Origin of the sequence: Amycolatopsis sp. NPDC023774 (assembly GCF_040639695.1) — a bacterium.
GTDB lineage: Bacteria > Actinomycetota > Actinomycetes > Mycobacteriales > Pseudonocardiaceae > Amycolatopsis.
On the sequence record NZ_JBFAAJ010000040.1, the window covers coordinates 23,394 to 36,166 of the forward strand.

Below are 12,773 nucleotides of genomic sequence, written 5' to 3' on the forward strand. Positions count from 1 at the left end.
GTTTCTCGAGCAGCACGGTCTGCACCCTCGGTGCAGGAAGACCGTTTTCGCAGCGTCAGAGCAAGACGCGGCCAGTTGAGGTGCGACGCGCGGAGGGTGTCACGACACGTGACGAGGGGGCGTGGACGGCGTCAAGGCGTGACTGAACGGCACGGTCAGGCGCCAGGTGGAGTCTGCGAGTGGCGAGCACGGAACGTCGAACGTCGTGCTCCACGAACTCTCGGCAGTGCCCCCATCGGAGAAGGTCAACGTCAGCGTGTACGACTGCGCGTCGGCTCCATTGTGATGGGTGCCGCCACCGCGGCCGGCGAGGTGAAGGACGTCCGGCATCGAACTCAGCAGGATGGCGTTGATGCGGAGCTCGCGCCCCTGTGCCGCCGAGTATTCCGCCACACGGTCGGCAGCGCGTTCCCCAGGCCCGTGGGTCGTGGCGAGCATGACTTCGATCTCACCCAGCACGTGCGCACTGATCGAGAGCTCCAACCGCAACAGGCCGTCGGACTCGTGGTCGCGGGATCGGCTGCCGTCACCCGTGACGGTGGCGGAGGACAGCCTCAGCGGGAGGCCGGCAACCGGCGACCCCGGCATGAAGCCCAGCTGCTCACTCACCGTAGCTGTACCTTTCGCATTCTTACGACGAAGTCCGCACATTCGGCAGCGTTGAGCACTCGACGCAGCTCCGTCCTCCGGTGCACTCATCATGCACCAAAGAGAACTATTTAGTCCAGTCAGGGAGGCGAGAAGAATTTCAGGATGGCCGCCTCCGTCCAGGCCGGCGCGCGCGTCGGAACCGGTCCGTGCGTGTTACCCGGAGGCCGAGTTGCCGTACGAACCGCAAGAATTGGAACCGGTTTCTGGCTGCTCACCCGAACGACATCTCAGCGACGACAGTGATCGTGTTGTCGATCACGGTGGGCGATCAAGCCCAGCACGGAACCGGACGGTCCACTCCTGGTGAGGTGAACTTCGCCCGACGTTCACGGCGCGAACCGCCGCGGCTGAGGCGCCGGCTCAGGAGCTCGGCCGCACAGCCGATCGGAGCGCCTGGTAGCTGACTCGGCCTCGGTAGGCACGTCCGTCGATGAACAACGTCGGCGTGCCTCGGACAGCCAACTCGGCACCGGAGGTGTAGTCGGCCACGACGGCGGGGCGGAACTGCTGCGCGACCTCACCGGTGACGTCGCCGGCGCCGATGCGAGCCGCGTATGCCCGCAAGTGGGCATCCGTCAGCTCGCTCTGGTGGGTCAGCAGCAAGTCGTGCATCTCCCAGAACAGGTCCCCCGACGCCTCGGCGGCAAGAGCTGCGGTGAGTGCGTACGGGTGGATCGTGAAGACCGGAAAATGACGGAACACCAGGCGGATCGTGCCGGCCGAGCTGTCGATCAACCTGCGCAGCTCGGGCGCCGCCGCAGCACAGTACGGGCACTCGAAGTCCCCGTATTCCACCACCGTCACCGAAGCCGATGGATCGCCGTACACGTGCCGGTCCAGATCGAACTCACTGCGCTTCGCCACCTGCGATCCCTCCGTGACAGAACGGTCCACTCCGGACAGTGGCACCGCGAACCGAGGATGCCTCCAGGCCAACGCCCGATCCGATGGACGGTACACAACCGGATCGACTGCACGTCAGGCATACTCGGGCCGTGAAGTCCGACTCGAGCCGATTCAACGACGGGCTCCTCCCGCACCTGCCGTCGACGACCCGTCAGGTGAGCATGCCGCTGCCGTACGTGACCGCCGGCTTCCGCCGGTTCCTGCTCACCGAAGCCGGCAGCGCGGTCCTGCTCCTCGCCGCCACGGTGGCCGCGCTGGTGTGGGCTAACGTGGCGGGCGCGGACTACGACGCGTTCTGGGGACTGCACGCAGGCGTGGAAGCCGGCGGCGCGCACTTCTCACTGGACCTTCGTGAGTGGGTGAACGACGTCGCCATGGTCGTGTTCTTCACTGTGGTGGGGCTGGAGATCAGCCGCGAGGTGTCCGTCGGCGAGCTGCACGACGTGCGTTCGATCGTCGTTCCGGCCTGCGGTGCGCTCGGCGGCCTGGCGTTGCCCGCGGTCCTCTACTTCGTGTTCAACAGTTCCGGCGCGGCTGCAGCGGGCTGGGGCATTCCGATGTCGAGTGACACCGCCTTCCTGATCGGCGTACTGGCTCTGTTCGGTCCCCGCTGCCCTGATCAATTGCGGCTCTTCCTGCTCACCCTCGCGATCGGCGACGACATCGGCGCGATCACGGTGATGGCGGTGTTCTACACACACCACGTTTCCGTGGTGGCGATCGCGGTGGCGACAGCACTGGTTCTCGTGCTATTGGGCCTGCGGAGGCTGGGAGTGTGGCGATTGACGCCGTACCTCTTGGTCGGTGCCGGGCTGTGGGCGGCCGTCGACGCGTCCGGGGTGCACCCGACGCTCGCCGGCGTGCTCATCGGCTTGATCGTGCCGGCCGGCGAGGTCGACAGTCACGCCCGCGAGCGACTCCGCCTCTATGGGCGCGCTGTGATCGAGCGCGCGGATACCGTGCGCGTGCGACTCGCCACCACCGCGATGAAGGCGACACTGTCGGCGAACGAGCGACTGCAGGGAATTCTGCACCCGATGAGCGCGTTCGTCATCATCCCCGCCTTCGGCCTGGCGAACGCCGGCGTGCAGCTCGACGCCGGCGCGCTGCGGGCCGCGTCGTCTTCCACCGTGACCCTTGGTGTCGCGGTCGGCCTGATCGCGGGCAACACCTTGGGCATCTCGCTCGCGGCCGGAATCGCGCTGCACACCGGAATCGGCACTCTGCCCGGCCGCGTCCGCTACAGCCACCTCATCGGCGGAGCCATGCTCGCCGGCATCGGTTTCACGATCGCGTTGTTCATCACCGATCTCGCGTTCGCCGACCCCGGCCTCCAGCAGCAGGCCAAGGTGGGGGTTCTCGGCGGATCACTCTGTTCGGCGGTTCTCGGGTCCATTGTCTTGCGAGTCCTCGGCGAACGTCTCCCCCTGTGCTCCTTCGACGAGCGGTTCTCACTCCCGGAGTTACCCGAAGGCCCGTGGCTGGACCCGAGCTTGGCCTGAGACGAAGCACACCTCGGTTTCGTCGACCCCCAGCTTGTTGGACCGAATAGTCCATCTAGACTGTGGTTCCCCAAAGCCGGCGGCCCGGCTTTCCCGGCAACGAACCTGGAGTGCGGTTGATCGACGACTTGCGTGCGGTCGTGGACGAGCTGACGTCCGATCCGTCGAACGCGTGGGCACGCGATCTCGGCTACCGTCCCGTGTGGGCCGGATCGCCGGCCTCGCGGATCGCGATCATCGGCCAGGCGCCGGGCCGGCGCGCCCAGGAGAGCGGGATCCCGTGGGACGACGCCAGCGGCGTCCGGCTGCGCTCTTGGCTCGGCGTCCGCGACGAGGAATTCTACAACCCGTCGCTGTTCGCCATCGTGCCGATGGATTTCTACTTCCCGGGCAAGGGCAAGACGGGTGACTTGCCTCCCCGCAAGGAATTCGCGCCGCGGTGGCATCCGCAGATCTTGTCGAGGATGCCGCACATCACTCTCCGGGTGCTCATCGGCACGCACGCCCAGCGGTACTACCTCAAGGGCCGGTCCAAGACCAACCTCACCCAGACCGTGCGGTCCTACTGTGACTACCTCCCCGCCGAGTTCCCGCTGGTGCACCCGTCTCCACTGAATTACCGGTGGCACGTGAAAAACTCCTGGTTCACCGCCGAGGTCGTCCCTGAGCTGGCGCGCCGAGTGTCGATCGCACTGGGACGCGGATGAAGGTGATGGGGTGGGCTCGGCCCGCCGCGTCGCATCGCGTGACACCTCCGCGCACGCAGGTACGATAATCTGTCGCGGTGGTGGAACCGGAGAGCACAGAAAAGCCCGTCCGGCTGACGGTGCGCGGTGAAGCGACCCGGGCCCGGATTCTGCATGCTGCCGTAGACCTGATGACGGTCAAAGGGGTGGCCGCCACCACGCTCGACGACGTTCGTGCGGCGAGCGGCACCAGCAAGTCACAGCTCTACCATCACTACGCGGACAAGGACGCGCTCGTCCAAGACGTGATCGAATACCAGGCCGAAGACCTGCTGACCGCGCAGGGGCAACAGCTGCGCCGGCTGAACTCGATCCGTGGACTCGAGCGTTGGCGTGACGCGATCATCCAGAGGAACGCTCTCCGCAACGGGGCTTACGGATGCCAGCTCGGCTCCCTCGCGAGCGAGCTCTCGGACCAGAACGAGCGGGCACGCTCCGCCCTGGCCGGCCACTTCGAAACCTGGCTCGCCCTGATCGCGGACGGTCTGCGGCGGATGCGTGACGCGGGCAAACTTCGCCGTGACGCCGACCCCGAACGGCTCGCCATCGGCTTGATGGGCGCCCTCGAAGGCGGGTACCTGCTCGCGCAGACGGGGCACGACATCAAGCCGATGCGCATCGCGCTCGACATGGCCATCGACTACATCCGTACTTTCCAGGCGTGAGTCGTGGGTAGCGGAAGACCAAAGTGGACCGCCGCACCGGGCGCGACTATTGCTCGCCCGAGTTGTCCTTGCTGTGGTCACCCGGCATGGTCGCGTTGACCAGCTTCTGCGACGGCGCGGCCTGGTGGCGCGACTTGCCGAAGAAGCCGATCTCACCTTCGGCGTGCATGCGCTCGATCATGTGCGGGTAGTGCAGCTCGAACGCGGGACGTTCGGAGCGGATGCGCGGCAGTTCGGTGAAGTTGTGTCGCGGCGGCGGGCAGGACGTGGCCCATTCGAGGGAGTTGCCGTAGCCCCAGGGGTCGTCGACGGTGACGATCTCGCCGTAGCGGTAGCTCTTGAACACGTTCCAGATGAACGGCAGCGTGGACGCACCGAGGATGTACGCGCCGATCGTGGAGATCGTGTTCAGGGTGGTGAACCCGTCGGAGCTCAGGTAGTCGGCGTAGCGGCGGGGCATGCCCTCGGCACCCAGCCAGTGCTGCACCAGGAACGTGCCGTGGAAGCCGATGAACGTGGTCCAGAAGTGCCACTTGCCGAGCCTTTCGTCCAGCATCCGACCGGTGATTTTCGGGAACCAGAAGTAGATGCCGGCGAAGGTGGCGAACGCGATCGTGCCGTAGAGGACGTAGTGGAAGTGCGCCACCACGAAGTAGCTGTCGGACACGTGGAAGTCGATGGGGGGCGCGGCGAGCAGGATGCCGGTCAGGCCGCCTAAGAGGAATGTGACGATGAAGCCCATCGAGAAGATCATCGGCGTCTCGAAGGACAGCTGGCCCTTCCACATCGTGCCGATCCAGTTGAAGAACTTCACGCCCGTGGGCACAGCGATGAGGAAGGTCATGAAGGAGAAGAACGGCAGCAGCACAGCGCCGGTGGCGTAGAGGTGGTGCGCCCACACGGAGACACTGAGCGCGGCGATCGCCAGGGTAGCGAAGATCAGCCCCTTGTAGCCGTAAAGAGGTTTGCGGCTGAAGACTGGGAAGATCTCCGACACGATCCCGAAGAACGGCAGGGCGATGATGTACACCTCTGGGTGACCGAAGAACCAGAACAGGTGCTGCCACAGGATCACCCCGCCGTTGGCCGGGTCGAACACGTGCGCGCCCAGACGACGATCCGCCTCCAGGCCGAAGAGCGCGGCCGTGAGGATCGGGAACGCGATGAGGATCAGGATGCTCGTGACCAGGATGTTCCAGGTGAAGATCGGCATCCGGTACATCGTCATGCCCGGTGCGCGCAGGCAGACCACGGTGGTGACCATGTTGACGGCGCCGAGGATCGTGCCCAGACCGGACACGATGAGGCCGACGATCCACATGTCGGTGCCGGGGCCTGGAGTGTGGACGGCCTCCGACAGCGGCGTGTAGGCAGTCCAGCCGAACTCGGCGGCACCGCCCGGTGTCAGGAAGCCGGATACGACGATCAGACTGCCGAAGAGGTAGAGCCAGTATGAGAACGCGTTGAGCCGCGGGAAAGCGACGTCGGGCGCACCGATCTGCAGCGGCAGCACGAAGTTCGCGAACCCGAACAGGACCGGGGTCGCATACATCAGCAACATGACCGTGCCGTGCATCGTGAACAGCTGGTTGTACTGCTCCTGCGACAGGAACTGCAGCCCGGGCCGGGCCAGCTCCGTGCGGATCAGCATGGCCATCGCACCGCCGGCCATAAAGAAGGCGAACGCCGTGACCAGGTACATCACGCCGATCTGCTTGTGGTCCGTCGTCCGCATCAGCCGAAGCAGCGCCGTGCCCTTCGGGGCGACGCGAGCGGGATACGGCCGCGTCGCGATGGGCTTGGGCGCGACGGTCCTCATGGTTTCCTCCGGCTGAATGCTGCACTGGCTGGCTTTTCGATCCTGGGGCCCGGGGTCGGGCACCGTTTGACGGCGCCCGCCCGCCGGATCTCCCGGGAGAACTCACCTTTGTCGAAATCGGGCAGTCCGTGAGCCCCGGGTCCACTCAGGCGGACCTGCTTCGTCACCGGGGTCACCACGACCTCGGTGAGACCTTACGTGGACTAGATAGTCCTAATCAAGTCAGTGAGGCGATTCCCGCAGGCTCGGGTCTCGGCCAGCTGGACAGCGCGGGCTCGGTCAGAGGACGTCCTTCAGGTCGGACAGCAGAGCCGCCTTCGGCTTCGCGCCGACGATCTGCTTCACCGGCTTGCCACCCTGGAACAGGATCAGGGTCGGGATCGACATCACCTGGTAGTCACGCGCCGTGTTCGGGTTCTCGTCGATGTCGAGCTTCGCGACGGTCAGCTTCTCGCCGTTCTCGGCCGCGATCTCCTCGAGCACCGGGGCGACCATCTTACAAGGCCCGTACCAGGTCGCCCAGAAGTCGACCAGGACCGGCTTCTCGCTGGTCAGGACGTCGTCCACGAACGACTTGTCAGTCACCTTGACGGTGTTGTTGCCCATGGTTTCTCCTTCGGGTGGTCGGTATCGGAAAGTCAGTGGGTGCCGGCGCCGTAGCCGCCGCCGAGAGCGGTTCCGAGACGTTCCGTTGTCGCGGTCCCGTACCGATCAGCCGATCACGTTCGACGACTGCTTGTTGTTGAACCGCGCGACGCGCGCCCTGTTTCCACAAGCCTGCGAACACCACCTTCGCCGTCCGTGGCCGGACAGGTAGTAGTTCGCGCAACCCGGTGCGAGGCAGGCCCGCAGGCGGTTCCGCTCTTCGCCGCCGAAAAACCGCACGGCTTGGAGCGCCACGAGCGAACGCACCGCGATGCCGCCGGGCAGGTCGCCCTGGAGCGCTATCGTCGGCACGCCCGCACCGGGCCACACGAGGGCAGATGACGCGGCCGCATGGGCTGCGGTGTTGTTGAGCAGGTCCACCGCGGCCTGCCGGCCTGGCAAGTCGGACACCACCCCGGCCGGTCGCTCGTCCGCTGTTGCGTCGGCAGCGAGCCGTCTCAGCGCATCGCGGAGCCGACGCAGGTCGAATGCCGTCACCTTCACGCTCAACGGGCTTGCGCAAGACAACCAGTGGTCGAGCGACCTCGGACGTTGTTCGAGACGGGGAACGATCTCACGAATCCACTCGAGTGCACCATCCGCGGTGGCGAGCGCGTCGTCGGTACCCCTGCCGCTCTCCCACACGGTGTTCATCAAGTCGATCGGCGGTTCCTGGCCGGCGACGCGTGCGCGGCGCGTCACAGCGCCCCGCGCAACGCTGTGGTCGGAGTGTTCGACCGGAAGAACAGCTGTGAGGCCTCCACCGTCCACCGCGACAGCAGCGGGCTTTGACGGAGACCCGCTGCACTCGCTGCGAGCAAAGCCTTGCCGGCGGAGTGCAGTCGCGTGTTCGATTCCGCCATACACCTCTCCTTTGCGCTGGCCTTGTTGTCGGCGTCAGCCGATGGCCGGCTCTTACCGCCGGCCGACACCGACACACCGGGAGCCGACCGTGCCCCGGCCTCGCCCTGATGTCCTCATTCCCTCCGGGCGAGTGTCAGGAACCGTGCGGAGACCCCGGCGAGCACGGCAGAGGCGAGGACGATCAAACCCGCGGTGAGGAACACCGTCGGCAGGGTTGTCGATGAAACGAGGATCGCGCCGGCGCCGGATCCCACCGCCAGGGCAATCTGAAGGTTCGTCACGTTCACCGCCGACGCCGCCTCCGGAGTTTCCGGGGCCGCGTCGAGTATCCAGACGAGCGTTCCCGGGTTCACGATTCCCCAGAACAGGCCCCACAGCACGAACAACAGGCCGGCCAGCCAGGATAAGGTGCCCGCGCTCGCCAGCCCGATGAGCAGTGCGGCCACTATCGTCGCTGCCCCGGCGAAGCTGCCGATCACTCCGCGCTTGAACAGCGACCCGGCGACAAGTGAGCCAACGATGCCGCCGCAGCCGTAGATGACGTACAGCAGGGAGATCACACCGCCGGACAGATGTGTGTGGTCCAGCAGGAACGGGGTGATGTACGTCCAGGCGGTGAACTGTCCGATGAACACCACCGCCCCCGCCGCCATCCCCAACCGGGCGGCACGCCGCGTCACGACTCCCACGAGATCACGCAGGTGCGTCCGCCCGTCCGGCGGAATACCCGGCAAGACGAACGCCTGCGCGACCACGACAAGCAGTGTCGCTGCCGCAGCGGTGGCGAAGGTGAGACGCCAGCCCACGAGGTCGCCGAGGAACTGTCCCGCCGGCAGCCCCACCACTGTCCCACCGGAAATACCTGCCGCGACAATGGTGATGGCGCGAGTGCCGCCGGCGGGGCCCACCAGCTTGGGGCCGACCGGTGAGACCACAGTCCAGAAAGCTCCGAGGGTGGCGCCGAAGAACATGCGGGCGATCAGCACCACGACGAAGTTCGGCGCCACCGCGACGATCGCGTTCGACACCAGCACCGTCACACCCAGGACGAGGATGACCGAGCGCCGGTCGAATCGGCCGGAGCTGAGAAAGAACAGTGGCGCCGACACTGCGGCACTGAAACCCGGCACGAGCACCATCAACCCCGCGAGGCCCAGGGAAACATGTAATCCGTCGCCGATCCGCGGCAGCAGCCCCACCGGCATCGTTTCCGTCATCACAACGATGAACGCGCCGAGCGCAATGGCGCCGACTGCGGCCCAGCCTCGTTTGCTCCCTGGCTCTACAACGGTGACGGCAGCGCGAGCGGCCGCAGGCTGAATCGGGACGGCTGCGGCACACGACGATGTCGAGACCACACGCACCTGCCTTGCGTGCCGCGCCGGCGTCTCCCCTTCGGCATCCGTCGTCATGATGTTCTCCTTACTCCCCAGCACATCGCAGCTCGACTCGCCATTGGCAATCCCACCGGCGGAGGATCAACACAACTCTGGAGCCGCGCCTGTGCCGCGATCACGGGCCGCGACCGCGCCGCAGCCCATGAAGGAAAAGGAGAGCCGTCGTCCTGACTCGACGCCGGAGCGCGGGAGCCGTTGCCTGGACCTACGGAGACCCCGTGCACAAGCCTTGGCCACGCCCGTCGCCCAAGATTGTAGGATCGCCGAGGGCCGCCGTGGTCCACACACGTCATGCACGTTCGTTGTCGACGTTGCTGCACAGGCGATCAGCGTCGAGCCCAAGTGGGTTCTTACCACTTCGAAGGAGAGTGCCCCTCGCGGCGTTGAATACCGCGGCCGTCGTGGGTTCGCCCGGCGTGCCGCCGGATTCGGCGAGCGCCCCGCAGACGGCGGCTTTTTGCAGTAGGCCGTGGCGGTGTCGATGCTGCGGTAGTCGGCGCCCAGTGCGGTCTTCACCTCGGCCTTCGTCTCGGCAGGCGGTACCTGGAACACGCCGAAGCAGAGCTACCGCTTCTCGACGCCGTTGTTCAAGGCACCACCCGCTGGTTCGCGCTGGCGGAGCTGCAGCCACCACCAGCGCGAACCTACCGACGTAGATGATTCTCGCAGGTTGCCGGGGTTGTTGTCGTTCGTCCCTTGGCGGGGAAAGTTACTTCTGCAGGAAGGACTGCAGCATAGCCGTCACTTCCTCCGGCCTTTCCTGTGTCACGAAGTGGCCCGAACCATTCAGGACGTGTCCCTCGACGTTCACGGCGTACTCGCGCCACTGATCGGGGATGAGTGAACCGAAGGAAAGCTCACCACCGATCGCGAGGATGGGCATCTTCAACTTGCCCTGAGCCAGGAATTCCTTGTTCTGCTGAACATCTGTGCGGATTCCACGGTAGATACTCATGAAGGCCGTCGTGCGGCCGGGCTCCTTCAGGAAGTGGGCGTAGTAGTCAAAGTCCGACGCCGTGAACGGCGACTTGTCGCCCGCCACGTACTCAAGCATCATGTCGTGGACGAGGTCGCGCTCGTTACCGGCGATGAGCTTTTCCGCGAGGGGGAGCTGGAACAAGCCGAAGTGCCACGCCGCGGGCTGGACCGGGTCGGCGTTGAGCACGGGGTAGTTGTACCAGCTATCATCCGGGATGGTGGCTTCCATCACGGCCATGCTCCGCACTTCCGACCGAAATTGCGCCCCGTAGGCGTAGGCGACCCACTCACCAAGATCGTGGGCGATTACCTGGACGCCCTTGTTGAGCTTGAGCTGCGTCAGCAGCTGATGCACGTCCTTCGCCAACTGCGCGGTATCATAACCACTCTTGGTGACCTCGGACTCGCCAGCACCACGCATGTCGACTGCGATCACAGTGTGGGTCTCGGAAAGCACGACCATCTGCTGCCGCCACTCGGACCAATCCTCAGGGAACCCGTGGATCATTACCACAGGCGAACCCTTGCCGCCCCGCACATAGTGCATACGAAAGCCATTTACTTCCGCGTACTTGGACTGAAAACCAGCAGGCGGTTGAGATTGCGGGTATGGCGAAAGTGACTGTGCTGCCGCGGAGGCATGCTCATCGTTGCCGCCCCGTGCCGCGGAGCTCGAAGTAGCGAAAATCACGAGCAGCAAAGCTGCCAAAGCCGCAATGAACGCGAAGGGTCTGTTGACCTTTCCTATTTTGATGCCCATCATTCTCCTACTTGGAGTCGGTATCGTTACGCGTCACCAGACGCACGGGACGATGAAGCGACCCAGTCGGCCATGCACGTTCGGTTCGGAATCGGCCGGATGGAAACGTGCCGTTGGACCATCCGCCCCCTCCCCTTCGTTCGACTGAAGGCTGGAGCCGGCCGATGCCCCACTTCAACCCGATTGAGCTACAAGACTGCAACCCCATCGAGTTATGGCTCAGCAGATCGCTTCAGACAGTGAGCGCCTGGAGGTAGCGACTTCTTACCCTCGGACCTCGGGCAGCCGAGCCGGCCCGCCCCAGCCTCCATCCGAGGCTCAGGCCCGTCACCGCAAGTAGAACCTGAAGTACGACGTCGAAGACGCACTGGCGCACCACCTCGCCGTCCGCCAGCGCGTCTTCGACGAACTACTTCGTGACGTGCGAGCGGAACGCCTGCCACGCTCCGGCCTCATCGAGGTACCACCCGAAATGACCCGGACAGACCATCGCCACAGTCCGGCGCATCTCGGTCACGGAGGCGATCTGCAATCAGAGCCGGGGATGCGAGCCGCCGGTGGCAGGCCGCGCGGCTGCGTTCCGACTCGATCCGGTCCAGCACCAGCACTGCGGCAGACCTGCTCGCGGTGCTCACGACGCCACGCCCGCGCAACGACGACACGGGCCCGGCCCCAACTGCCCGCCACCGCGGGGATCACGGCACCGCACATCGCCACCGCAGCACGCGCCCGGCCATGAGCACAGGCCAGGAAGATGATGCCGCATTCAGCACCGGCTCGGAACCATCCGCACACCTGGCTCAGCTCGCCTGCCGAGCCGGGATCTCCGAAGGCCGAGCACCATCGACGCGTGGTCTGCGCACATCGGCCGCGCCTGCCGACGACTCGCTGGCTCTTCTCGGCGCCGGCCGCGACCGAACCCGCGGTCGAGCTGGAGCGTCGCGTCGTCACCGTCAACATCACCGGGTGCGGCCGGCGCACGATGTTCGCAATAGCGTGGGACACCGACCGCGCCACGTGATCTACCTGCAACCCCTCGGCGACCCGGCCCGGGGCGGAAGACTCGCCGGTGCCCGGCGGCAAAATTCCAGGTCGAGTATTCGCCGAGCGCCGAAAGATTCTCCCGTGGGGTGACACCAATCGAGGTGACGACGGCGGCCGACGGGACAAGCCACGGCCCCTTGGTGATTGGAGCGTGCTAAGCCGGTGGAGAGCATCGAACGACACTTCGGCCCCGACGACCCGGAATACTTCATCGCCCAGCTCGCTCGCGACCACGAGGCCGCGCCTGCTGAAGCAGCCTCGCCGCGGGCCGAGTCGGACGACGCCGGCATCCCGGCTGACGACGGCGTGTCCCTGGATGAAAACCGAGCGAATCCAGGCCCGGCCCGGCAATGATCAGGTCGGAGGACCAGCCGTCACGCGGAAACCCGGCTCGGAACTCGGAGCGAGGACTGCCGGCGCCGGCCGGGCACCGTTGCTCATGCACAGCATCTTTGAAGACGCCGAGCGGCCCGAACAACGGAACCGACCTGGCTGAACGGCTCCGCGGAACCGGCTCGACACTGATGCCCTCGTGCTGAGGGTTTTGGCCGCCGCTGCCGCCGAGCGGGTCAGCCGCGTCGACGCCCTGGTCAACAACGCGGGCGTATACGTCTCCTAACCGTTCCTCGGTTATACCGCCGAGGATTACACCACCGTCACCGAGATCAACAACCCCATTCCCGAGTCCCTGCCCTTCTCGCCTCGCTGCCCAAGGGCGGCTTGCAGTACACCGCCCCACCGGTTCCTCGACGGCCTGCGCCCGGTCAGCCGCATCCTTCTCCTTCCGGGGAGCACC

Annotated in this window: 12 protein-coding genes; 5 read left to right on the forward strand and 7 right to left on the reverse strand. The window is 65.8% G+C overall.

Going from position 1 to position 12,773, the window contains the following annotated elements; genetic code table 11:
• Positions 1-99: 99 nt before the first annotated feature.
• The gene (locus tag AB0F91_RS41830; protein ID WP_360607164.1) at positions 100-609 is read right to left on the reverse strand and encodes a hypothetical protein; all 510 of its coding nucleotides are present in this window, start codon (positions 607-609) and stop codon (positions 100-102) included.
• 402 nt (positions 610-1,011) lie between these two features.
• Positions 1,012-1,515 (reverse strand): thioredoxin domain-containing protein, encoded by a 504-nt coding sequence (locus AB0F91_RS41835; protein WP_360607166.1) that lies wholly within the window; start codon positions 1,513-1,515, stop codon positions 1,012-1,014.
• Between the two features lie 83 nt (positions 1,516-1,598).
• Here AB0F91_RS41835 and nhaA point away from each other — a divergent pair, with 83 nt between their 5' ends.
• The 3 genes from nhaA (at position 1,599) to AB0F91_RS41850 (ending at position 4,470) form a co-directional block, all read left to right on the forward strand.
• Positions 1,599-3,059, forward strand: a complete 1,461-nt coding sequence (gene nhaA / locus AB0F91_RS41840; RefSeq protein WP_360607168.1) for a Na+/H+ antiporter NhaA — start codon at positions 1,599-1,601, stop codon at positions 3,057-3,059.
• Between the two features lie 116 nt (positions 3,060-3,175).
• Positions 3,176-3,766 (forward strand): uracil-DNA glycosylase family protein, encoded by a 591-nt coding sequence (locus AB0F91_RS41845; RefSeq protein WP_360607170.1) that lies wholly within the window; start codon positions 3,176-3,178, stop codon positions 3,764-3,766.
• Positions 3,767-3,843: 77 nt separating this feature from the next.
• Positions 3,844-4,470: a TetR family transcriptional regulator gene (locus tag AB0F91_RS41850; protein WP_360607172.1), complete on the forward strand. Its 627-nt coding sequence runs from the start codon at positions 3,844-3,846 to the stop codon at positions 4,468-4,470.
• A gap of 46 nt (positions 4,471-4,516) precedes the next feature.
• Here AB0F91_RS41850 and ctaD read toward each other — a convergent pair whose 3' ends face one another.
• The 5 genes from ctaD to AB0F91_RS41875 form a co-directional block, all read right to left on the reverse strand.
• Complete coding sequence (gene ctaD / locus AB0F91_RS41855) at positions 4,517-6,289, reverse strand: cytochrome c oxidase subunit I (protein WP_360607174.1); 1,773 nt, start codon at positions 6,287-6,289, stop codon at positions 4,517-4,519.
• Between the two features lie 279 nt (positions 6,290-6,568).
• Positions 6,569-6,895 carry a thioredoxin gene (gene trxA, locus AB0F91_RS41860; RefSeq protein ID WP_360607176.1) on the reverse strand — a complete coding sequence of 109 codons (327 nt, stop codon included), beginning with the start codon at positions 6,893-6,895 and terminating at the stop codon, positions 6,569-6,571.
• A gap of 105 nt (positions 6,896-7,000) precedes the next feature.
• A complete protein-coding gene (locus tag AB0F91_RS41865) occupies positions 7,001-7,801 on the reverse strand; it encodes a CGNR zinc finger domain-containing protein (RefSeq protein ID WP_360607178.1) in 801 nt (266 codons plus the stop codon).
• Positions 7,802-7,911: 110 nt separating this feature from the next.
• Positions 7,912-9,210, reverse strand: coding sequence for an MFS transporter (locus AB0F91_RS41870; protein WP_360607180.1), 1,299 nt, complete (start codon positions 9,208-9,210; stop codon positions 7,912-7,914).
• A gap of 694 nt (positions 9,211-9,904) precedes the next feature.
• Positions 9,905-10,936 carry an alpha/beta hydrolase gene (locus tag AB0F91_RS41875; RefSeq protein WP_360607182.1) on the reverse strand — a complete coding sequence of 344 codons (1,032 nt, stop codon included), beginning with the start codon at positions 10,934-10,936 and terminating at the stop codon, positions 9,905-9,907.
• An 847-nt stretch (positions 10,937-11,783) separates the two neighbouring features.
• On the opposite strand from AB0F91_RS41875, the gene AB0F91_RS41880 reads away from it, so the two are divergent.
• The gene (locus AB0F91_RS41880) at positions 11,784-11,954 is read left to right on the forward strand and encodes a hypothetical protein (RefSeq protein ID WP_360607184.1); all 171 of its coding nucleotides are present in this window, start codon (positions 11,784-11,786) and stop codon (positions 11,952-11,954) included.
• Positions 11,955-12,139: 185 nt separating this feature from the next.
• Positions 12,140-12,331: a hypothetical protein gene (locus AB0F91_RS41885; protein WP_360607186.1), complete on the forward strand. Its 192-nt coding sequence runs from the start codon at positions 12,140-12,142 to the stop codon at positions 12,329-12,331.
• The last annotated feature ends 442 nt before the right edge of the window (positions 12,332-12,773 follow it).